This window comes from Streptomyces sp. WAC00040 (assembly GCF_056835925.1).
This window is the reverse complement of the sequence record NZ_JAKQZE010000001.1, coordinates 3,173,462-3,196,070: the sequence shown is the minus strand read 5'-3', so window position 1 is coordinate 3,196,070 and position 22,609 is coordinate 3,173,462. Positions and strand designations below refer to the sequence as shown.

General features: G+C 68.9%; 21 protein-coding genes. 1 reads left to right on the top strand and 20 read right to left on the bottom strand.

Annotation, left to right across the window (positions count from 1 at the left end; genetic code table 11):
- The first annotated feature begins 99 nt into the window (after positions 1-99).
- Positions 100-1,950, top strand: a complete 1,851-nt coding sequence (locus MDN94_RS14965) for a glycosyl hydrolase family 18 protein (RefSeq protein WP_482726295.1) — start codon at positions 100-102, stop codon at positions 1,948-1,950.
- 91 nt (positions 1,951-2,041) lie between these two features.
- Here the strand turns inward: MDN94_RS14965 and MDN94_RS14960 are convergent, their stop codons facing one another.
- From MDN94_RS14960 to thrB, 20 genes are all read right to left on the bottom strand, one after another.
- Entirely contained in the window at positions 2,042-2,488 is a 447-nt protein-coding gene (locus MDN94_RS14960) for a DUF2550 domain-containing protein (RefSeq protein ID WP_453459672.1), read from the bottom strand.
- 128 nt (positions 2,489-2,616) lie between these two features.
- Entirely contained in the window at positions 2,617-2,991 is a 375-nt protein-coding gene (locus MDN94_RS14955; protein ID WP_005311845.1) for a F0F1 ATP synthase subunit epsilon, read from the bottom strand.
- Positions 2,992-3,101: 110 nt separating this feature from the next.
- Complete coding sequence (gene atpD / locus MDN94_RS14950) at positions 3,102-4,544, bottom strand: F0F1 ATP synthase subunit beta (protein ID WP_482726294.1); 1,443 nt, start codon at positions 4,542-4,544, stop codon at positions 3,102-3,104.
- Positions 4,544-5,461, bottom strand: a complete 918-nt coding sequence (locus MDN94_RS14945) for a F0F1 ATP synthase subunit gamma (protein WP_482726293.1) — start codon at positions 5,459-5,461, stop codon at positions 4,544-4,546. The genes atpD and MDN94_RS14945 overlap by 1 nt, the downstream gene beginning before the upstream one ends.
- A gap of 21 nt (positions 5,462-5,482) precedes the next feature.
- Positions 5,483-7,075, bottom strand: coding sequence for a F0F1 ATP synthase subunit alpha (atpA, locus tag MDN94_RS14940; protein WP_482726292.1), 1,593 nt, complete (start codon positions 7,073-7,075; stop codon positions 5,483-5,485).
- 133 nt (positions 7,076-7,208) lie between these two features.
- A complete protein-coding gene (locus MDN94_RS14935; protein ID WP_482726291.1) occupies positions 7,209-8,024 on the bottom strand; it encodes a F0F1 ATP synthase subunit delta in 816 nt (271 codons plus the stop codon).
- The gene (locus tag MDN94_RS14930; RefSeq protein WP_159687158.1) at positions 8,021-8,578 is read right to left on the bottom strand and encodes a F0F1 ATP synthase subunit B; all 558 of its coding nucleotides are present in this window, start codon (positions 8,576-8,578) and stop codon (positions 8,021-8,023) included. The genes MDN94_RS14935 and MDN94_RS14930 overlap by 4 nt, the downstream gene beginning before the upstream one ends.
- A gap of 41 nt (positions 8,579-8,619) precedes the next feature.
- Complete coding sequence (atpE, locus tag MDN94_RS14925) at positions 8,620-8,856, bottom strand: ATP synthase F0 subunit C (protein WP_147988146.1); 237 nt, start codon at positions 8,854-8,856, stop codon at positions 8,620-8,622.
- Between the two features lie 74 nt (positions 8,857-8,930).
- Complete coding sequence (gene atpB, locus MDN94_RS14920) at positions 8,931-9,749, bottom strand: F0F1 ATP synthase subunit A (protein ID WP_482726290.1); 819 nt, start codon at positions 9,747-9,749, stop codon at positions 8,931-8,933.
- Between the two features lie 225 nt (positions 9,750-9,974).
- Positions 9,975-10,412, bottom strand: a complete 438-nt coding sequence (locus tag MDN94_RS14915; protein ID WP_482726289.1) for a Cg1360 family ATP-synthase-associated protein — start codon at positions 10,410-10,412, stop codon at positions 9,975-9,977.
- Positions 10,413-10,872: 460 nt separating this feature from the next.
- Positions 10,873-12,213, bottom strand: coding sequence for an MraY family glycosyltransferase (locus MDN94_RS14910; RefSeq protein ID WP_482726288.1), 1,341 nt, complete (start codon positions 12,211-12,213; stop codon positions 10,873-10,875).
- Between the two features lie 117 nt (positions 12,214-12,330).
- Positions 12,331-13,596: a serine hydroxymethyltransferase gene (locus tag MDN94_RS14905; protein WP_482726287.1), complete on the bottom strand. Its 1,266-nt coding sequence runs from the start codon at positions 13,594-13,596 to the stop codon at positions 12,331-12,333.
- Between the two features lie 336 nt (positions 13,597-13,932).
- A complete protein-coding gene (locus MDN94_RS14900) occupies positions 13,933-14,583 on the bottom strand; it encodes an arsenate reductase/protein-tyrosine-phosphatase family protein (protein ID WP_467106737.1) in 651 nt (216 codons plus the stop codon).
- The gene (locus MDN94_RS14895; RefSeq protein WP_005311872.1) at positions 14,580-15,227 is read right to left on the bottom strand and encodes an L-threonylcarbamoyladenylate synthase; all 648 of its coding nucleotides are present in this window, start codon (positions 15,225-15,227) and stop codon (positions 14,580-14,582) included. Before MDN94_RS14895 ends, MDN94_RS14900 begins: the two co-directional genes overlap by 4 nt.
- A gap of 40 nt (positions 15,228-15,267) precedes the next feature.
- Positions 15,268-16,113 carry a peptide chain release factor N(5)-glutamine methyltransferase gene (gene prmC, locus MDN94_RS14890; protein WP_005311874.1) on the bottom strand — a complete coding sequence of 282 codons (846 nt, stop codon included), beginning with the start codon at positions 16,111-16,113 and terminating at the stop codon, positions 15,268-15,270.
- An 86-nt stretch (positions 16,114-16,199) separates the two neighbouring features.
- Positions 16,200-17,279 (bottom strand): peptide chain release factor 1, encoded by a 1,080-nt coding sequence (gene prfA, locus MDN94_RS14885; RefSeq protein WP_482726286.1) that lies wholly within the window; start codon positions 17,277-17,279, stop codon positions 16,200-16,202.
- Positions 17,280-17,393: 114 nt separating this feature from the next.
- Positions 17,394-17,618: a 50S ribosomal protein L31 gene (gene rpmE, locus MDN94_RS14880; protein ID WP_441264204.1), complete on the bottom strand. Its 225-nt coding sequence runs from the start codon at positions 17,616-17,618 to the stop codon at positions 17,394-17,396.
- A 148-nt stretch (positions 17,619-17,766) separates the two neighbouring features.
- Positions 17,767-18,903, bottom strand: coding sequence for an LCP family protein (locus MDN94_RS14875; RefSeq protein ID WP_482726285.1), 1,137 nt, complete (start codon positions 18,901-18,903; stop codon positions 17,767-17,769).
- Between the two features lie 278 nt (positions 18,904-19,181).
- Positions 19,182-21,212: a transcription termination factor Rho gene (gene rho, locus MDN94_RS14870; RefSeq protein ID WP_482726284.1), complete on the bottom strand. Its 2,031-nt coding sequence runs from the start codon at positions 21,210-21,212 to the stop codon at positions 19,182-19,184.
- Between the two features lie 404 nt (positions 21,213-21,616).
- Complete coding sequence (gene thrB, locus MDN94_RS14865; protein ID WP_037773743.1) at positions 21,617-22,534, bottom strand: homoserine kinase; 918 nt, start codon at positions 22,532-22,534, stop codon at positions 21,617-21,619.
- Positions 22,535-22,609: the final 75 nt, after the last annotated feature.

Sequence of the window (22,609 nt, the reverse complement as noted above, 5' to 3'; positions counted from 1 at the left end):
GACCACCCTAATCTCACCGAGCACACCGCGGTGAGCCCCGCGGTATGCACAGTGCACGGACCACCCCTGACATGTCCGCACTCATCTCGAGGAGCATCCTTGAGCACCGAAGCGCCCCCACGCCCCCGATCACGGTTCAGAGCCACGGCCACCGCGGGACTGACCGCCCTTCTCCTCCCCCTCGCCGCCATGGTGGGACTCGCCTCGCCCGCGGAAGCGGCCACCTCGGCGACGGCCACCTACGCCAAGTCCTCCGACTGGGGCACCGGCTTCGAGGGCAAGTGGACGGTGAAGAACACCGGCACCACGACCATCAACTCCTGGACCGTCGAGTGGGACTTCCCCTCCGGCACCCGCGTCACCTCCGCCTGGGACGCCACCGTCACCAGCTCCGGCGACCACTGGACCGCCAAGAACGTCGGCTGGAACGGCACGCTCGCCCCGGGCGCCTCCGTCTCCTTCGGCTTCAACGGCACCGGCCCGGGCTCCCCGTCCAACTGCAAGCTGAACGGCGCCTCGTGCGACGGCGGCAGCGTGCCGGGTGACAACCCGCCCTCCGCCCCCGGCACCCCCACGGCCTCCGGCATCACCGATACGTCGGTGAACCTCAGCTGGAGAGCGGCCACCGACGACAACGGCATCAAGAACTACGACGTCCTGCGCGACGGCGCCAAGATCGCCACGGTCACCGGCACCACCTACACCAACACCGGCCTGACCGCCGGCACGGACTACTCGTACTCGGTCCAGGCGCGGGACAGCGCCGACCAGACAGGCCCCGTCAGCGGAGCCGTCGCCGTCCGCACCACCGGCGGCGGCGGAGAGCCCGGCCCCGGCGACAAGGTCAAGCTGGGCTACTTCACCAACTGGGGCGTCTACGGACGCAACTACCACGTGAAGAACCTGGTGACCTCCGGCTCCGCGTCCAAGATCACCCACATCAACTACGCCTTCGGCAACGTCAGCGGCGGCAGGTGCACCATCGGTGACGCCTACGCCGACTACGACAAGGCTTACACCGCCGACCAGTCCGTCGACGGCAAGGCCGACACCTGGGACCAGCCGCTGCGCGGCAACTTCAACCAGCTGCGCAAGCTGAAGGCCCAGTACCCGCACATCAAGGTCCTGTGGTCGTTCGGCGGCTGGACCTGGTCCGGCGGCTTCGGCCAGGCCGTGCAGAACCCGGCCGCCTTCGCCCAGTCCTGCTACGACCTGGTCGAGGATCCCCGCTGGGCGGATGTCTTCGACGGCATCGACCTCGACTGGGAGTACCCGAACGCCTGCGGTCTGACCTGCGACACCAGCGGCCCCGCCGCGTTCAAGAACATGATGCAGGCCATGCGCACCAAGTTCGGCGCGAACAACCTGGTCACCGCGGCGGTCACGGCCGACGCCTCGTCCGGTGGCAAGATCGACGCGGCCGACTACGGCGGCGCCGCGCAGTACCTCGACTGGTACAACGTGATGACGTACGACTTCTTCGGCGCCTGGGCGGCCAAGGGCCCCACGGCACCCCACTCCCCGCTCACCTCGTACCCGGGCATCCCGCAGGCCGGATTCAACTCCGCCGAGGCGATCGCCAAGTTCAAGGCGAAAGGTGTGCCGTCCAAGAAGCTGCTGCTGGGCATCGGCTTCTACGGACGCGGCTGGACCGGCGTGACCCAGTCCGCCCCGGGCGGCACGGCCACCGGGCCGGCGGCCGGCACGTACGAGCAGGGCATCGAGGACTACAAGGTCCTCAGGAACAGCTGCCCGGCCACCGGGACGATCGCCGGCACGGCGTACGCCCACTGCGGCACCAACTGGTGGAGCTACGACACCCCGGCGACCGTCACCTCCAAGATGAACTGGGCCAACAACCAGGGCCTCGGCGGTGCGTTCTTCTGGGAGTTCAGCGGTGACACGAGCAACGGAGAGCTCGTCGGCGCGATCAACAGCGGCCTCGGATAGCACCACGGTCCGCTGACGAAGAAGCCCGGGAGAGCCACCTCTCCCGGGCTTTGTCATGCGCTCCGTGGCGTCCCGTGCACGCAGGACATCGCTACGCGACGTTGACCCTCTGGCCGGGCGGGGCCGCCTCCAACCAGGCGAGGAAGCCGGTCAGCGCGTCCTCGCTCATCGACAGCTCCAGCCGGGTCCCGCGGTGCCGGCAGGCGAGCACGACGGAATCGGAGAGGAGCGCCAGCTCCTCCTCGCCCTCCGGCGTGCGGCGGGCCAGCACCTCGATCGCGGAGCGCTCGAGCACCCGGCGGGGCCGGGGCGCGTACGAGAAGATCCGGAACCACTCGATCCGGTCACCGTTGTACCGGGCGACGCCGTACACCCACCCTTTGCCGGAAGCATCGTGATCCTCCACGAGATTCCAGCGCAGACTGCAGTCGAACGTACCGCCGGAGCGCTGGATCAGCCTCCTGCGCAGTCCGAAGACGAACAGTCCGATCAGCACCAGTGCGACGACAGAACCGCTCACAAGCAGAGCGAGGAACATCTCCACCGACCTCCTCGCATCGTCCCGTAACCGAATATCACGTGCACCTGCATCGCCTCAGCCGCGGCACGGCCCGGAGGAGATCCGGGCCGGCCGCGGCTGAGGGTCGAACTTCTCGTGGGGCGCGACTAGCGCACCGCCACCGCACGCAGACGGACGTCGGCGCGCCGCTCGGCGGCGGCGTCCGTGTCCGACTTGGCGCGCTCCAGCGCACGCTCGGCACGCTGGACATCGATCTCGTCCGCCAGCTCGGCGATCTCCGCCAGCAGCGACAGCTTGTTGTCCGCGAACGAGATGAAACCACCGTGCACCGCGGCGACGACGGTCCCACCCTCGCTCGTGCGAATGGTCACCGGGCCCGATTCCAGCACACCCAGCAGCGGCTGGTGACCGGGCATGACGCCGATGTCGCCGGACGTGGTGCGCGCGACGACCAGGGTGGCCTCGCCGGACCAGACACTACGGTCGGCGGCGACCAGCTCGACGTGCAGCTCAGCAGCCAAGGTTGGCTCCTCGGGTCACCACCCGGCGGTCATGCCGGGTGTTGGGTCAATTCTAAGGGGCGTGAAGAAGGGGGCGGGACGTGCCCGCCCCCTTCAGCGAGTCATGCGACTCAGGAGACGCCGAGCTCCTTGGCGTTGGCCTTGAGGTCCTCGATGCCACCGCACATGAAGAACGCCTGCTCGGGGAAGTGGTCGTACTCACCGTCGCAGATCGCGTTGAACGCGGCGATCGACTCGTCGAGCGGCACGTCCGAGCCGTCCACGCCGGTGAACTGCTTGGCGACGTGGGTGTTCTGGGACAGGAAGCGCTCCACGCGACGGGCACGGTGGACAACCAGCTTGTCCTCCTCGCCCAGCTCGTCGATACCGAGAATCGCGATGATGTCCTGGAGGTCCTTGTACTTCTGCAGGATCCCCTTGACGCGCGTGGCGGCGTCGTAGTGCTCCTGCGCGATGTAGCGCGGGTCCAGGATGCGGGACGTGGAGTCCAGCGGGTCCACGGCCGGGTAGATGCCCTTCTCCGAGATCGGACGGGAGAGAACCGTCGTCGCGTCGAGGTGGGCGAACGTGGTGGCCGGGGCCGGGTCGGTCAGGTCGTCCGCGGGGACGTAGATCGCCTGCATCGACGTGATCGAGTGACCACGCGTCGAGGTGATGCGCTCCTGCAGCAGACCCATCTCGTCGGCCAGGTTCGGCTGGTAACCCACCGCGGACGGCATACGGCCGAGCAGGGTGGACACCTCGGAGCCGGCCTGGGTGTACCGGAAGATGTTGTCGATGAAGAAGAGCACGTCCTGCTTCTGCACATCGCGGAAGTACTCCGCCATGGTCAGACCGGCCAGGGCGACACGGAGACGGGTGCCCGGGGGCTCGTCCATCTGACCGAAGACCAGCGCGGTCTTGTCGATGACGCCGGACTCGGACATCTCCTCGATGAGGTCGTTGCCCTCACGGGTACGCTCACCGACGCCCGCGAACACCGACACACCCTCGTGGAGGTTGGCGACGCGGTAGATCATTTCCTGGATCAGCACGGTCTTGCCGACACCGGCACCACCGAACAGACCGATCTTTCCACCCTTGACGTACGGGGTGAGAAGGTCGATGACCTTGACGCCGGTCTCGAACATCTCGGTCTTGGACTCGAGCTGGTCGAAGCTCGGGGCCTTGCGGTGGATCGGCCAGCGCTCGGTGGCGTTGCCGTTCTCCTCGGGGACGTTCAGCACCTCACCGAGCGTGTTGAACACCTTGCCCTTGGTGAAGTCACCGACGGGAACGGTGATGCCGTTGCCCGTGTCGGTCACCGGGGCCTGGCGGACCAGACCGTCGGTGGGCTGCATCGAGATCGCGCGGACCACGCCGTCACCGAGGTGCTGGGCGACCTCGAGGGTCAGCGTCTTGAGCACGCCCTCCTCGGCCGGGTCGGCGACCTGCACGGTCAGGGCGTTGTAGATCTCGGGCATCGCGTCGACGGGGAACTCCACGTCGACGACCGGGCCGATGACCCGGGCGACGCGGCCCGTGGCAGCGGCCGTCTCAACTGTCGTCGTCATTACTTGTCACTCCCCGCGGTCGCGTCGGCCAGGGCGCTGGCTCCACCGACGATCTCGCTGATTTCCTGGGTGATTTCGGCCTGGCGGGCCGCGTTGGCAAGCCGGCCGAGACTCTTGATGAGCTCTCCGGCGTTGTCGGTCGCCGACTTCATCGCGCGGCGGGTGGCGGCGTGCTTGGAGGCAGCCGCCTGGAGCAGCGCGTTGTAGATGCGGCTCTCGACGTAGCGCGGCAGCAGGGCGTCGAGGACGTCCTCGGCCGACGGCTCGAAGTCGAACAGAGGAAGGATCTCGCCCTTCGTCTCCGTCTCCTCCTTCGCCTTCTCGAGGCTGAGAGGCAGCAGCCGCTTCTGAACCGGCGTCTGCGTCAGCATCGAGATGAACTCGGTGAAGACGATGTGGAGCTCGTCCACACCACCCTCGGCCGTGTCCTTCTCGATGGCCGCGATCAGCGGGGCCGCGACCATCTTGGCGTCCGCGTACGTCGGGTTGTCGGTGAAGCCCGTCCACGACTCCGTGACCTTGCGCTCACGGAAGCCGTAGTACGCCACACCCTTGCGGCCGACGATGTACGCGTCGACCTCCTTGCCCTCGCCGTGGAGCCGCTCGGTGAGCTGCTCCGCCGCCTTGAGGGCGTTGGCGGAGTAACCGCCGGCCAGACCGCGGTCGCTCGTGATGAGCAGGATCGCGGCCCGCGTCGGGGTGTCCACCTCGGTGGTCAGGGCGTGGTTCGTCGTCGACCCCGTCGCCACCGCGGTCACCGCGCGGGTGAGCTCGGTCGCGTACGGCGTGGAGGCGGCCACCTGGCGCTGCGCCTTGACGATGCGCGAGGCGGCGATCATCTCCATCGCCTTGGTGATCTTCTTGGTCGCGGTGACGGATTTGATGCGACGCTTGTAGACCCGGAGCTGGGCTCCCATGAGTCAGGTCCCTTCCGTCGTCTACTTGGCGGTGCTGACCGGAGCGTCCTCGCCCAGAAGCTTGCCGTCCGAGGTCTCGAACTGCTTCTTGAACGCGGCGATGGCGTCAGCGACGGACTGGAGGGTGTCGTCCGACATCTTGCCGCCCTCGGCGATGCTGGTCAGGAGCTCCTTGCGCTCACGGCGCAGGTGCTCCAGCAGCTCCGACTCGAAGCGACGGATGTCGGCGACCGGGACGTCGTCCATCTTGCCGGTGGTACCGGCCCAGACGGAGACGACCTGCTCCTCGACGGGCATCGGCTGGTACTGGGCCTGCTTCAGCAGCTCGACCATGCGCTTGCCGCGCTCCATCTGAGCCTTGGAGGCCGCGTCCAGGTCGGAACCGAAGGCGGCGAACGCCTCCAGCTCGCGGTACTGGGCGAGGTCCACACGCAGACGGCCGGAGACCTGCTTCATGGCCTTGTGCTGGGCGGAACCACCCACACGGGAGACCGAGATACCGACGTTCAGGGCCGGACGCTGGCCGGCGTTGAACAGGTCGGACTCCAGGAAGCACTGGCCGTCGGTGATGGAGATGACGTTGGTCGGGATGAACGCCGACACGTCGTTCGCCTTGGTCTCGACGATCGGCAGACCGGTCATCGAACCGGCGCCCATGTCGTCGGAGAGCTTGGCGCAGCGCTCCAGCAGACGCGAGTGCAGGTAGAAGACGTCACCCGGGTAGGCCTCGCGGCCCGGCGGGCGGCGCAGCAGCAGGGACACGGCGCGGTAGGCGTCGGCCTGCTTCGAGAGGTCGTCGAAGATGATGAGGACGTGCTTGCCGTCGTACATCCAGTGCTGGCCGATGGCCGAGCCGGTGTACGGGGCCAGGTACTTGAAGCCGGCCGGGTCGGACGCCGGGGCGGCAACGATCGTCGTGTACTCGAGCGCGCCGGCCTCTTCCAGGGCGCCGCGAACGGACGCGATGGTCGAGCCCTTCTGGCCGATGGCGACGTAGATGCAGCGGACCTGCTTCTTCGGGTCGCCGGAACGCCAGTTGTCACGCTGGTTGATGATCGTGTCGACAGCCAGAGCGGTCTTACCGGTCTGACGGTCACCAATGATCAGCTGACGCTGGCCGCGGCCGATCGGCACCATCGCGTCGACGGCCTTGTAGCCGGTCTGCATCGGCTCGTGCACCGACTTACGGGCCATGACGCCCGGGGCCTGCAGTTCAAGGGCGCGCCGGCCCTCGGTCGCGATCTCGCCGAGGCCGTCGATCGGGTTGCCGAGCGGGTCGACGACACGGCCCAGGTAGCCCTCGCCGACACCGACCGAGAGGACCTCACCGGTGCGGGTGACCGGCTGACCCTCCTCGATACCGTTGAACTCGCCGAGGACGATCGCACCGATCTCGCGCTCCTCGAGGTTGAGGGCGAGACCGAGGGTGCCGTCCTCGAACTTCAGCAGCTCGTTCGCCATGGCCGAGGGAAGACCCTCGACCTTCGCGATACCGTCGCCGGCCAGGCTGACCGTGCCGACCTCCTCGCGCGAGGCCGCGTCCGGCTGGTACGACTGGACATAGTTCTCCAGCGCGTCCCGGATCTCCTCCGGCCGGATCGTGAGCTCCGCCATCTGGGTTCCCTGCTCTCCTTGTTGGGCCCGAAGTTTCTTTGGGGGTCTGGGGGCCGACCCCCAGGAATCTTCTGCAATCTCTGCACGGCCCAACCGGGCCGCTGGTCTTGCTGTTCTGTTCTGCGCTGCGCCGTCAGCCGGCCATGCGACGGGTCGCCTCTTCGAGGCGCTCCGCGATGGTGCCGTTGATGATCTCGTCACCGACCCGCACCGAGATCCCGCCGAGGACCGTGGGGTCCACTTCGAGGTTGAGGTGCATGTCACGGCCGTACATCCGCGCCAGACCCGCGCCGAGGCGCTGCTTCTGCGCCTCGGTCAGCGGCACCGCAGAGGTGACGACGGCGACCATCCGGTCCCGCCGCGCCGCGGCGAGCTTGGACAGGGACTCGAGTCCCGCCTCCAGGCTACGTCCCCGCGGGTGGGTGACGAGACGGACGACCAGACGCTCGGTGACCGGGTCGGCCTTGCCGCCGAGCAGGCTGCTGAGCAGCTCGCCCTTGGCGGTCGCCGTGCCCGACTGGCTGGTCAGTGCCGACCGCAGGTCTTTGCTGGACGAAAGGATCCGGCCGAAGCGGAACAGCTCGTCCTCGACGTTGTCGAGCACACCGGTCTTCTGTGCCGCGGTGAGGTCGGCGGTGCTCGCCAGTTCCTCGAGCGAGTCGACCAGGTCGCGCGACTGCGACCAGCGGGACCGGACCATGCCCTTGACCAGGTCGGCGGTCTCGCCGCTGATCTGACCGGCGAAGATGCGTCCGGCCAGCTCGGCCTTGGCCTCGGCGGCCTGCGCCGGGTCGGTGAGGACCCGACGCAGCGACACCTCTCGGTCGAGCAGCGCGGTGACGGCGGCCAGCTCGCCGGCGAGCTTCGCCGCGTCGACCGACGTGTTGTCGGTCAGCGCGTCGAGAGACTCGTGCGCGGCGGCCAGCGCCTCGCGGCTGGCTCCGTTCATCGGGTGGCCTCGGCCTTCGAAGCGCCGTCCTCGAGCGAGTCGAGGAAGCGGTCGATGGTGCGGCTCTGGCGGGCGTGGTCCTCGAGGGACTCACCGACCAGCTTGCCGGCCAGGTCGGTGGCGAGCTTGCCCACGTCCTGACGCAGCGCGGAGGCCGCGGCCTTGCGGTCGGCCTCGATCTGGGCGTGGCCGGCCGCGATGATCTCCTCACGCTGCCGCTGGCCTTCCGCCTTCATCTCCTGGATGATCGCGGTGCCCTGCTCGGTCGCCTCCTGGCGGAGACGCGCGGCCTCGTGACGGGCCTCGGCGAGCTGCGCCTTGTACTGCTCAAGCACGCTCTCGGCCTCGATCTTGGCCGCGTCGGCCTTCTCCATGCCGCCTTCGATGGCCTCGCGACGCTCTTCCAGAACACGGTTGATGTTCGGGAGGAGCTTCTTCGCGAAGAAGAAGAAGACGATGGCGAAGGCGATCAGGCCGACGAGCAGCTCGGGACCCGGGGGCAGAAGCGGGTTCTGCTCCTCCGTGGCCGCCAGCTGAACGATGTTGGCGATCACATCAGTGCCTTTCGTCGAAAAGTGTCGTCAGTGAGACGTGATTACTGACCGAACACGAACGGCATAACGATGCCGATCAGGGCGAGCGCCTCACAGAAGGCGAAGCCCAGGATCTGGTTGGCACGGATCAGGCCGGCAGCCTCGGGCTGACGGGCAAGGGCCTGGGTGCCGTTACCGAAGACGATGCCGACGCCGATGCCGGGGCCGATCGCGGCGAGGCCGTAGCCGATGGAGCCGAGCGAACCAGTGACCTGGGCGAGGGTCTCAGTGGCAGCCATGCTGATTCTTCCTTTTCATTCACGGACCGGTGGGGGTTGGCCACCGGACAGCTGTGGTGGTTGTGCGGGAGGGCTCAGTGGTGCTCGGCGAGAGCGCCCTGAATGTAGGTGCAGGCCAGGAGGACGAAGACGTACGCCTGGACGGCCTGCACGAAGAGTTCGAAGACGATCATGGCCATGGTCATCACGAAGGAGACGCCGGCGGCCGGGATCATGTAGCTGTTCAACAGGTACCAGGAGGCGACGGTGAACATCACCAGCATCAGGTGACCGGCGAACATGTTGGCGAACAGTCGCACGGCGTGCGTGAACGGCCGGACGAGCAGGTTCGAGAAGAACTCGATGAACGAGACGAGCCACTTGATCGGGCCGAGGCTCGGGTCGTATCCGGTGATGTTCTTCCAACCGCCGGTGAAGCCATGGCGCTTGAAGGTCAGCGACACCCAGATCACGTAGACGATGAACGCCAGGACCGCCGGGTACGCGATGATCGACGACACCGGGAACTGCGCCAGCGGGATCACGGACCAGACGTTCATGATCCAGACGAAGAAGAAGATCGACACCATGAGGGGGACGTACTTCTCGCCCTCGCGCTTGCCGAGCGTCTCGTAGACGATGCCGCGGCGGACGAAGTCGTAGCCCGCCTCGCCGACCATCTGGAGCTTGCCCGGGACGACCTTGGCCTTCCCGAACGCCATCGTGAAGAAGGTGACGATGAGCAGCGTGGTGATGAGCGCGAGCAGCATCACCTTGTTGAACTCGAAGCCACCTACGGTGAAGATCGGCTTGAAGAGGAAGGAGTGCAGGCCCGGCGCCGGAAAGCCACAGCCGTTGTCGGCCAGGATGCGGCAGCTCCAGTCAAAGGCGAGCGTGGTCTGTTCAGCACTCACCGCGGGCTCCTTCGGCGTGACGCATGGGTTCGGCAACCTCGTTGTGTCGGAGCGGCGCGCAGCCGCGAGTCGGCACCGGACTGGTGTTTCGGATGTGGGGGCGGCAATCAGGCATCGAAGCCTCGCGTCGAGCAGGCGTCAGCTCAGATGCCCGCGCCCGCAGTGCCGCAGTTGGCACCGGACGATAGCAGGGTCTCGAACGGGCATTTATACCGGCCCTACCCCTCACGTCGCCGACCCCGTCTTTTCGCCCTGACGGGGAGCAGACGGTTCGGGTTCGACGTAAAGGACCTTGGCCTTCATGTGGGCACGGGCCTGTGCGGCCACCCATACGACGGTGGCTGCGACGAGCGTCGCGGCGAACGCCTTGGGGTTGAACAGCGTCGTGTCCTTGAACATCGCGACGAAGACGAAGAGCACCAGCAACTGCGTCGTGTACAGCATCAGACCCATGGCCTGGAAGAGCTGCGGGAACTGCTTGGCCGTCCGCTGCAGGACCACGATGCCGATCCCCATGAAGACGATGACCACCAGTGCGCCGACGGCCGCGCCGAGTGCCCCCTTGCCACCGGCGACCACGCCACTGATCACAGCGGCGATCGCGCCGGCGGCAGCGGTGGGTACGGCGGTGAGAAGAAGTGAGCGTGCGTCGTTGGACGGCATGGCGGCATCTCCGCTTGCTGGTGGGGGCAAAGTGGTGTCGTCATGGACGAGCGTAGGCCCGGTCCCGAGATGGGCCTCGGGGGCCAACGAACCGTCGCACTACGGTCCTTCGGCGCTGTCTCCGGGTCTCGTGAACGGTATCACAAACTATTTGATGAGGTCTTTACCCAGTGGTGTGCCAACTCTCACACATGAGAGTGAACGTGCCCGTGTGTGCACGACAAGCGGGCGGAATGTCTGGTAATGCAACGGTCTGGCCATCGGGCGTCATCTCACGACCGCGGACATGCCTCCATAGGAGTACAAGGATCCGGCCGCTCCCCGGGTGCACTGGGGCCGAGGAGTGCCTCCTCACGCGGCACGGCACATGCGTCCGGCCCCGGCGCCTCGTAAACCTCACGGCCGGGCGCGGGCGCGCGGATCCGGTCGGCGCAGGGCCGGACGGAACGAACGGATCGGATCAGCGAGCGGAGTCGGCCCTGCTCCGCTCCGGGAAACGGGCCCTTGGTCCCACGGCAGTCGCGCCGTTGACGCCGCTGACTCCCACGCCGACCGGCACGCGCTCCTCCTCCTGCTCGGGAGCGGCCGTGCCGTGCTGCTCGCGAGCGCCGGCCGTGGCCGCCGCGGACCTCGAACGGCGGCGGTAGCGCGGCGGCACGAGGCTCTCCGCCCACCGCGGCGCCCTCGGTGTGAAGCGCGGCAGCAGCAACAGCACCAGGCCGATCGCGCTCAGCCCCACCACCGCCAGCACGATCCACATGGACCTCGAGTGGATCGAGTACGCGACGACGCCGAAGGCGATCAGCGCCGACCAGAAGTACATGATCAGCACGGCCCGGCTGTGCGAGTGGCCGACCTCGAGGAGGCGGTGATGGAGGTGACCGCGGTCCGCCGCGAACGGCGACTGGCCCTTCCAGGTACGGCGGACGATCGCCAGCAGGAGGTCCGCGACCGGGATCGCGATGATGGTCAGCGGCAGCAGCAGCGGGATGAAGACCGGCAGCGCCGCGTGCGTGGCCTGGCGGGTGCCGCCCTCGAAGATCCGCAGGGCGTCCATGTCCACCTGGCCGGTCACGGAGATCGCGGCCGCCGCGAGGACGAGTCCGATCAGCATCGAGCCGGAGTCGCCCATGAAGATCCTGGCGGGGTGCATGTTGTGGGGCAGGAAGCCCAGGCACATGCCCATCAGGATCGCGGTGAACAGGGTGGCCGGGGACGCCGCCTCGATGCCGTAGCTGAACCAGATCCGGTACGCGTAGAGGAAGAACGCGGCGGCCGCGATGCAGACCATGCCGGCCGCGAGACCGTCGAGGCCGTCGACGAAGTTCACCGCGTTGATGGTGATGACCACGAGGGCCACGGTGAGCAGGGTCCCCTGCCAGCTCGTCAGCGAGACGGTTCCCACACCCGGGACCGGGATCCACAGGATCGTCAGGCCCTGTACGACCATGACGCCCGCGGCGATCATCTGCCCGCCCAGTTTGATCAGGGCATCGATCTCGAACTTGTCGTCCAGGACGCCGATGATCCAGATCAGGGCGGCGCCGGAGAGCAGCGCGCGTGGTTCGTTGGAGAGTTCGAAGACGCTGTTCAGGTTCTCCAGATGGTCGGCGACCAGCAGCCCGGCGCACAGGCCGAAGAACATCGCGATGCCGCCCAGTCGGGGCGTCGGCTCGCGGTGTACGTCGCGGGCGCGGATCTCCGGCATCGCGCCGGTGGCGATGGCGAACTTCCTCACCGGCCCGGTGAGCAGATACGTCACCGCGGCCGTGACACATAGCGTCAGCAGGTAATCACGCACGGGCTGCCCCACAGGAATCGCTGGCCATCTCAGCCCCACACCTTAGCTGTGGTAGCCACATGCTTGAGGACACTCGGGGCCCTGTGATGGTTGCACGGCGACGGCACAGCGATGCTGCTACCCCGCGAACGGCGGGAATCCCGCGACGAGAGCCTGCACCTTTCCGCGGATGTCGTGCGGCTCGCCCTGCTCCCGCAGCGCCGCCGTGAACAGGGTCGCGATCCGGTCCATCTCCTTGCGTCCCATGCCCTGCGTGGTGACGGCGGCGGTGCCGAGCCGGATGCCCCGGCCGTCCCCGTACGGCAGCGCGCAGGTGTCCAGGACGATGCCGGCGGCGGCGAGCCGGCCACGGGCCACCCTGCCGTCGACGCCGAGAGGTGCCGGGTCCGCGCCGACGATGTGGGTGTCCGTGCCGTCCGTCAGCACGGCGAAGCCCTCCGCCGCCAGCGCCCCGGCAAGTTCGCGCGCGTTGGCGACGACCTGATGCGCGTACGCGGTGAACGCCGGCGTCGCCGCCTCCCCGAAGGCGACGGCCTTCGCGGCGATGGTGTGCATCTGGGCCCCGCCCTGCGTGAACGGGAACACCGCCCGGTCGATGCGCTCCGCCAGCTCGGAGCCGCACAGGATCATTCCGCCGCGAGGTCCGCGCAGGACCTTGTGGGTGGTGGCGCACACCACGTCCGCGTACGGCACCGGATTCGGCGCCGCACCGCCGGCGACCAGGCCGATGGGGTGCGCGGCGTCCGCGATCAGATAGGCGCCGACCTCGTCCGCGATGTCGCGGAACGTCTCGTAGTCGGGGTGGCGGGGATAGGAGATCGAGCCGCAGACGATCGCCTTCGGCCGGTGCTGCCGGGCCAGATGGCGCACCTGGTGGTAGTCGATGAGACCGGTCTCCGCGTCCACCCCGTAGGCGACGAAGTCGAACCAGCGGCCGGAGAAGTTCGCCGGCGAACCGTGCGTGAGGTGCCCGCCGTACGGGAGCCCCATGGCGAGCACCGTGTCACCGGGCCGCAGCAGGGCCGCGTACGCCGCGAGGACCGCGGAGGAGCCGGAGTGCGGCTGCACATTGGCGTGGTCGGCGCCGAACAGGGCCGTCGCCCGCTCGATCGCGATGCGCTCGGCGGCGTCGACGAGCTCGCAACCGCCGTGGTGGCGGGCGCCCGGATAGCCCTCCGCGTACTTGTTGGCGAGCGGCGACCCGAGAGCGGCGAGCACCGCGGGAGAAGTGAAGTTCTCCGCGGCGATGAGCTGGAGGGTGGTTGCCTGCCGCTGCGACTCCCCGAAGAGGATGTCCGCGATCTGGGGATCCTGACGGCGCAGTGCCTCGAACGACGTCGACGGCACGGAAGGCACTGCGCGGGCTGCATCGGTGACGGACATGACGGCTCCGGGGCCTCGGGGGGAGCTGCGGCACATCCAATGTAGAACCGGCGGACCGTGGCCGCGCGGTGCGTGCGCGACATGGGTACCGGCGGGGGCGTTCCGCTGCGCGGGGCCGTTCCCCACCCCGCCTCTTCAACGAAACCGGGCTCCACCCGGACCCGGCACCGCGCTCGGCGCGGTGTTCGTGGGCTCCGCCCAGTACCCCCGCGCCTCAATCGCCGGCGGGGCCGACGCACTCAGCCCGCCTGAGGGCACCTCGCACGGCCGCCAGGCCGTAGAGGGACGGCAGGGGAACAGGCCCGCCGCGGGCGCCACGCATCCGCGCCGCGCCCGTCAGGACCGCGCCCGGACCCCCGTCAGCGCCGTGACCACCGGGTCCAGCGCCTGATGGATCTCGTCGCCGATCGAGCGGAAGAACGTGATCGGCGCCCCGTACGGATCGAACACCTCGTCCGCGTCCGGGCTCGGTGCCAGCAGCCATCCCCGCAGCGCCGCCGCCGCCCGCACCAGCGCGCGCGCACGTTCGACGACACCGTCCTCGCGGGGGTCGGGGAGGGTCGCCGGGTCTATGGCGCGTACGAGGCGGGTGAACTCCTTGAGCGTGAAGGTCCGCAGGCCCGCCGAGTGGCCCATCGAGATGACCTGCGCACGGTGGTCGCGCGTGGCCGTCAGGACGAGGTCCGCGCGGATGACGTGCTCGTCGAGCAGCTCGCGCCCGACGAACCCGCTCGCGTCCGCTCCGAAGTCCGCGAGGACGATCTCGGCGTTGGCCTCCATCGGGGCGCCCTCGTGGCCCCATGTGCCCGCGCTCTCCACGATCAGGCCGCCCGTGAGGGGATCGCCGAGGCGGTCGCTCAGGGCATGGCGGGTCAGCCGCTCGGTGATGGGCGAGCGGCAGACGTTGCCGGTGCTGACGTGGAGGATGCGGAAGGCCTGGCCGGTGCTGCTGGTTTCCGCTATGCCACGCCCCTGCGGGGCGGTCAATTGGCCACCTCGAGGTCTGGTACGACCTTGCGCAGCTCGTCCGCGGAAAGGGCGCCCTCACGCAGCAGGACCGGCACCTTGCCGGTGACGTCGACGATCGACGACGGCACGATGCCGGGCGTCGGGCCGCCGTCGAGGTAGACGGAGACGGAGTCGCCGAGCATCCCCTGGGCGGCGTCGCAGTCCTCGGGCGAGGGGTGTCCCGTGAGGTTGGCGCTGGAGACGGCCATCGGGCCGACCTCGGTGAGCAGTTCGATGGCGACCGGGTGCAGCGGCATCCGGATCGCGACGGTGCCACGGGTGTCCCCGAGGTTCCACTGCAGGGACGGCTGGTGCTTGGTCACCAGGGTCAGCGCGCCGGGCCAGTAGGCGTCGACGAGCTCCCATGCCTGCTCGGAGAAGTCGGTGACGAGCCCGTGCAGGGTGTTGGGCGAGCCGATGAGGACAGGGGTGGGCATGTTCCGGCCGCGCCCCTTCGCCTCGAGCAGGTCGGCAACGGCCTCGGGGCTGAAGGCGTCCGCACCGATGCCGTACACGGTGTCGGTGGGCAGCACGACGAGCTCTCCGCGGCGGACGGCCGATGCGGCCTCGCGCAGGCCGGTGGTGCGATCCGTCGCGTCGTTGCAGTCGTATCGCCGAGCCATCAGCGGGCCTCCTGGTACACGTGCTTGGTCATGTGCTTGGTCATGGCATGGCCTTGCGGGCGGTGGCGAACCGCGGCCGCTTGTTCAGGTCCGGGTGGTCGGCTGCGTCGGCCCAGCCGGATTCCTCGTTGAAGATCCACGGCACCTGCCCGCCCTGGGTGTCGGCGTGCTCGATGACGACGAGGCCGCCGGGCCGCAGCAGCCGGTGCGCCGTGCGTTCGATGCCGCGGATGGTGTCCAGGCCGTCCTCGCCGGAGAACAGGGCCATCTGCGGGTCGTGGTCGCGCGCCTCGGGCGCGACGTACTCCCACTCGGTGAGCGGGATGTACGGCGGGTTGGAGATGACCAGGTCGACCTGGCCGTCGAGCTCGGGCAGCGCGGTGAGGGCGTCGCCGTGGTGGACGGTGACGCGGGAACCTTCGGCGTTCTTGCGGGTCCACTTCAGGGCGTCCTCGGACAGCTCCACGGCGTGCACGCGCGAACGCGGCACTTCCTGGGCCATCGCGAGCGCGATGGCGCCGGAGCCGGAGCACAGGTCGACGATGAGCGGCTCGACGACGTCCATGGCGCGTACGGCTTCTATCGCCCAGCCGACGACCGACTCGGTCTCGGGGCGCGGCACGAACACCCCGGGGCCGACCTGGAGCTCCAGGTAGCGGAAGAAGGCGCGCCCGGTGATGTGCTGGAGCGGCTCGCGTGCCTCTCGGCGGGCGACGGCCTCCCAGTAGCGGGCGTCGAAGTCCGCGTCCTTGACGTTGTGGAGCTCTCCCCGCTTCACGCCGTGCACGAACGCGGCGAGCTCCTCCGCGTCGAACCGCGGTGACGGCACGCCGGCGTCGGCCAGCCGCTGGGTGGCTTGGGCCACCTCGGCAAGCAGCAGGTTCACGTGCCTACCCTTCCTGTGACGCTCGTGCGGACGATTCTCTGACCTGCGGGACTGCGGGAACTGCACCGGCTCCGCCGGGTCGCGGGCTACTGGGCAGCCGCGAGCTTGGCGGCGGAGTCGGCGTCGACGCACGCCTGGATCACTGCGTCCAGGTCACCGTCGAGCACCTGGTCCAAGTTGTACGCCTTGAAGCCGACGCGGTGGTCCGAGATCCGGTTTTCCGGGAAGTTGTACGTACGGATCTTCTCCGACCGGTCAACCGTTCGGACCTGGCTGCGGCGGGCGTCCGCTGCCTTGCTCTCGGCCTCCTCCTGGGCCGCGGCGAGCAGCCTGGAGCGCAGGATACGCATGGCCTGCTCCTTGTTCTGGAGCTGGCTCTTCTCGTTCTGGCAGGAGGCGACGATGCCGGTCGGCAGGTGCGTGATACGGACGGCGGAGTCGGTCGTGTTGACGGACTGGCCGCCGGGTCCCGACGAACGGTAGACATCGATGCGCAGGTCGTTGGCGTGGATCTCGACGTCGATCTCCTTGGCCTCCGGCGTGACCAGCACACCGGCCGCGGAGGTGTGGATACGGCCCTGGGACTCGGTGGCGGGAACGCGCTGCACGCGGTGCACCCCGCCCTCGTACTTCAGCCGTGCCCAGACACCCTGGCCCGGCTCGGTCGCACCCTGACCGCCCTTGGTCTTGACGGCGACCTGGACGTCCTTGTAGCCGCCGAGCTCCGACTCGGTCGAGTCGATGATCTCGGTCTTCCAGCCGACGCGCTCCGCGTAACGCAGGTACATCCGCAGCAGGTCACCCGCGAACAGGGCGGACTCGTCGCCGCCCGCGCCGGCCTTGACCTCGAGGATGACGTCCTTGTCGTCGCTGGGGTCGCGCGGGACGAGCAGCAGCCGCAGCTTCTCGGTGAGCGCCTCGCGCTGCTTCTCCAGGTCCTTCACCTCGGCGACGAACTCCGGGTCGTCCTGGGCCAGTTCACGGGCCGTCCCGATGTCCTCACCGGTCTGCTTCCAGGCGCGGTACGTGCCGACGATGGGCGTCAGCTCGGCGTAGCGCTTGTTCAGCTTGCGCGCGTTCGCCTGGTCGGCGTGGACCGAAGGGTCGGCGAGCTGCTTCTCGAGATCGGCGTGCTCGCCGATCAGTTCCTCGACCGCTTCGAACATCGATGGCTCCTGGTTTCGTACACGAAGGGGTGGCTGCGGTGGCTGCTCAGAACGGACAAAGCGCCGGTCCCGGCCACCCCGGAGGGGGCGGCCGAGGACCGGCGCAGTGGCTCGCTACTTCTTGGCGGAGCCGGCAGCCTTGCCGAAGCGGGCCTCGAAGCGGGCCACACGGCCACCGGTGTCGAGGATCTTCTGCTTGCCCGTGTAGAACGGGTGGCACTCGGAGCAGACCTCGGCGCGGATGTTGCCGCTCTGGATCGTGCTACGCGTGGTGAATGCCGCACCACAGGTGCAGCTGACCTGGGTCTCGACGTACTCGGGGTGGATGTCGCGCTTCAAGGTGTCTCCTAGGTTCGGGAGGGCGCCGGGTCGCACGGGCGGGGATGCTCGTACGTGAACCGGGGCCGACGTACCAGTCTGCCAGGACTGGCCGTATCTCCCAAAACCGGGGTGGTCGCCGAAGTATTCCTGGCGGTCGAAGTGGGTATTACGGACTCTTCACGACGGCGGCGGCGTCGCCCTTGTCGCCCGCCGAGTCCCGCACCGCGGAGGCAGGGATGGGCCTGTCCTGCTTGAGCGCCGTCCATACCTGCCGCGCGCCGGTCTCGACGGGCACGACACGGTTGGGGTCTGCGGGGTCGTACTCCACCGGCAAGGTGATCATGTCGACGTCCTCCGCGTCGAGGGCGCCGAGCCCTCTGGCGAAGCCCATCAGCTCGTTCACCGAGTCCAGTTCGGAGTCGGGCGTGATCGCCTCGGTGCCGGCGTCGGCGAGGTCGAGGAGCTTCTTCGGGCTGCTGAACACGCCCACGTCCTTGACCTGCTCGATGAACGCCTTCATGAAGGCCTGCTGGAGCTGGATGCGGCCGAGGTCGCTGCCGTCGCCGACGCTCTTGCGGGTGCGTACGAGGCCGAGCGCCTGCTCCCCGTCCAGGCTGTGGGTGCCGGGCGGGAGGCTCAGGTGGCTCTTGCTGTCGTCGATCGGCTGCGTGGTGGTGATGTCGACGCCGCCGAGCTCGTCGACGAGCTTCTTGAAGCCCGTGAAGTCGACCTCGATGTAGTGGTCCATGCGGATGCCGGACATCGCCTCGACCGTCTTCACGGCGCAGGCGGGGCCACCGATCTCGTAGGCGCTGTTGAACATCGCCCGCTCGTCCATGGGGACGTCGGTGCCGTCACGGCCGGTGCAGTCGGGCCGCCCCACCATGGTGTCGCGCGGTACGGACACGACGCTCGCGGTCTTGTGGCCCTCATAGACGTGGACGACCATCGCCGTGTCGGAGCGGGCGGCGCCGTCGTCGTCGCCGTACCCGGAGTTCTGGCCGGACCGTGAGTCGGAGCCGAGCACCAGGACGTCCATGGAGCCGTCGTCGACGTTCTTCGGGCGGTCCTCGCCCAGTGCCGTCTTGATGTCGACGCCCTGGAGGTTCCCGTTGAGCTTGAAGTAGAGAAGGCCGAGGCCGGAGCCGCCGACGAGGACCAGCGCGGCCGCCACCCATGCCACGACCGTCCAGGTCCGGCGGGCCTTCGTGGGCTGCTTGCGGCGTCTGCCGCCGCTTGGTCCCCCCACGCCCCTCGGGCGTAGGGGGACTATTCGGCCGCCGCGACCGTTCTGCTCGCTCATGCTCTCCTCGGCTCTCGCTGCTCCCGCTACCCCCGCCGGTGGTGTTCAGGCGCGGTTTGTCGTATTTGCTCAGACGTCGGAGCAGCGAGAAGCGTTGCACGGCCCGGTGAGAAGTCCCTGAGAACGCCTCGGGCCCACCGCGCGGTGCGCGATGGGCCCGAGGGACAGCTCGAGGGACCTGGTCCACCCTTGTCACCGGCGGTTCTGCCGGCGGCGGAGGTGGACCGGTGGTCCTGCGCCGGGCCCCTGACGGGCCCGGCGGCTGTGGCGAAGCTCTCTCAGTCGTTGCCGTTGCCGGCGGACGGAGTCGTCTTCTGGATCTGAAGCAGGAACTCGCCGTTCGACTTGGTCTGCTTCATCTTGTCGAGCAGCAGCTCGATCGCCTGCTGCTGGTCGAGTGCGTGCAGCACACGACGCAGCTTCCAGGTGACGGCGAGCTCGTCGCTGCCGAGCAGGATCTCTTCCTTACGGGTGCCGGACGCGTCGACGTCCACCGCCGGGAAGATGCGCTTGTCGGCGAGCTTCCGGTCGAGCTTGAGCTCCGCGTTGCCGGTGCCCTTGAACTCCTCGAAGATCACCTCGTCCATCCGCGAGCCGGTGTCGACCAGCGCGGTGGCCAGGATGGTCAGCGAGCCGCCGTCCTCGATGTTGCGCGCGGCGCCGAAGAAGCGCTTCGGCGGGTAGAGCGCGGTCGAGTCGACACCACCGGACAGGATGCGTCCGGAGGCCGGGGCCGCCAGGTTGTAGGCGCGGCCGAGGCGGGTGATCGAGTCCAGCAGGACGACCACGTCGTGACCCAGCTCGACGAGACGCTTGGCGCGCTCGATGGCCAGCTCGGCGACGGTGGTGTGGTCCTCCGCGGGACGGTCGAAGGTCGAGGAGATGACCTCGCCCTTCACCGACCGCTGCATGTCGGTGACCTCTTCCGGACGCTCGTCGACCAGGACGACCATCAGGTGGCACTCAGGGTTGTTGTGGGTGATCGCGTTGGCGATCGCCTGCATGATCATGGTCTTACCGGTCTTCGGCGGGGCCACGATCAGGCCTCGCTGGCCCTTGCCGATCGGCGCGACGAGGTCGATGATCCGGGTCGTCAGCACGCCCGGGTCGGTCTCGAGACGCAGCCGGTCCTGCGGGTACAGCGGGGTCAGCTTGTTGAACTCGGGGCGGCCGCGGCCCGATTCGGGCGCCATGCCGTTGACCGAGTCGAGGCGGACCAGCGCGTTGAACTTCTCGCGGCGCTCGCCTTCCTTGGGCTGGCGCACGGCACCGGTGACGTGGTCACCCTTTCGCAGGCCGTTCTTGCGGACCTGGGCGAGGGAGACGTACACGTCGTTCGGGCCGGGCAGGTAGCCGGAGGTCCGGATGAACGCGTAGTTGTCGAGGATGTCCAGGATGCCCGCGACGGGGATCAGGACGTCGTCGTCGGAGACCTGCGGCTCGCCGGCCTGGAAGTCGTCACGGCCACGGCGGCCACGGCGGTCGCGGTAGCGGCCGCGGCGTCCGCGACGACCACCGGCCTCGTCGTCGAAGTCGTCCTGGGGGCCGGTGCTCTGCTGGCCGCCCTGACGCTGCTGGCGCTGGCCGCCCTGCTGCTGGTCGTCGCCCTTGCCACGGCGGTCACGGTCACGCTGGCGCTCACGGCGCTCGCTGCGGTCGCCGCCCCGGTCGCCACGCTCGCCGCCCCGGTCGCCGCGCTGGCGGTCGCGACGGCCTTCGGCGGTGTCCACGGCGGCGTCCGCCTTGGCCTCGGGGCGCTCGTCGGTCCTGACGTCGGTCTTGACCTCGACGGCGGTGTCCCCGCGGGCCTCGGTACGGGTGTCCGGGCTGCCCGCCTGCGCCGTGGCGCGACGGCGACGGCGCTCACCGGCCGGCTGGTCTTCGCTGGCCGGCTGTCCCGGGATGTCGATCTGCTGCTGGGCGACAGCCTTCTCGGGCTTGTCGGCCTTCTCCGCCTTCTCAGCGGCGGGGGCAGCGGCCTCGTCACCCGTGCGGGTCTTGGACGTGGCGCGGCGCTTGGGCTTGGCGGGGGCCTCGGCGGCGCCCGCGTCGGCGCTCTTCGCCGGGGAGGTCCCTCCGGCCTGCGCCTCCTTGATGACCTCGATCAGCTGGCTCTTGCGCATACGCGCGGTGCCCCTGATGCCGAGGCCGGACGCGACCTGCTGCAGCTCGGCCAGGACCATGCCCTCGAGGCCGGTGCCGGAGCGGCGGCGCCGTGAGGTGGTGCCCGAGGCAGCACCTGTGGCGGGCGCGGCGTTGTCGACGTTGTTGTCGGCAGTCACGCCCATCAGATCGGTGGTGTCGCTCACGAAGGGTCCTTCCCTGGAGCGGACGTCGGCCTTCTGGCTCGGCGACCGGTTGTGCTGTCCGGCTTCGGTCCCGGGTATGGGCCGTGCCGGAGCGGTGGTCCCGCCGGAGAATTGACGGCGGAGAGAGATACATGCATACGTGCAAGGTCCGGCCCGAGGTCCCCCTGCTCGGCCCACTCCTGGAAAAAGCGAGGGGTGTCGTGCCGGTTCCGGAGCGTGCTCGAAACTGCTCAGGCAGGCTGCTCAGGCAGTTTGGGGAGGCTCCCGGAAGAGTGGTGGTCCCGATGAGGGACGCAAAGCGCCGCGTCGTGAAGACGACGGCCGCTGACTTGAGGTTAACACTACCGGCTCCAACAAACATTCCCCCTCTCTCTCACCGGCAATCGTGTGGCAATCGTGTGTCCCTAGGGCGCGAGCGGCAGAACGCTCGCACCCGCGGCGTCGAAGGCGAGCCGGTTGGCCGCCCATCCCTCGCCCGCCAGCCGTGCGACCTTGTCGGCCGCACTGTCCTCGGCCAGCGCGAGCACCGTCGGGCCCGCGCCGGAGATGACTGCGGGGACGCCGTCGGCGCGCAGTCGGTTCACCAGATCGACGCTCTGCGGCATCGCCGGGGCCCGGTACTCCTGGTGGAGACGGTCCTCCGTGGCGGGCAGCAGCAGCTCAGGACGCCTGGTCAGGGCCTCGACGAGGAGAGCGGCCCGGCCTGCGTTGGCGGCGGCGTCGACATGCGGGACGGTGCGCGGGAGAAGCCCGCGGGCCGTCTCCGTGAGTACCGGCTTGGACGGAACGAAAACCACCGGAACGACGGAATCGGCGGGATCCATCCTGATCGCGCGCGCCGCTCCCGATTCGGTCCAGGCGAGGGTGAAACCGCCGAGCAGACAGGCGGCGACATTGTCCGGGTGGCCCTCGATCTCGGTCGCGAGCTCGAGCAGCGCCACGTCGTCGAGCTTCGCGTCGCCCCCTATCGTCACGGCGCGGGCGGCGACGATGCCGGCGCAGATCGCCGCCGAGGAGGAGCCGAGACCGCGGCCGTGCGGGATGCGGTTGGCGCAGACGACCTCGAGGCCGCGCGGCTGACCGCCGAGCAGGTCGAAGGCCGTGCGCAGGGCCCGTACCAGCAGGTGGTTCTCGTCCCGGGGCAGGGTCGACGCGCCCTCACCGGCGATGTCGATGTGCAGACCGGAGTCCGCGACCCGGACGACCACGTCGTCGTACAGACCGAGCGACAGCCCCAGGGCATCGAAGCCCGGACCGAGATTGGCGCTGGTTGCGGGGACGCGCACCCGGACGGCGGCGGCGCGGAACGCTGGACCGGCCATCGCTCGACGACTCTCCTTGGTTCTGAACTGCGGGATGTACACGATTGGTTCGAGAGGCAGGAATACCCGTGGGCC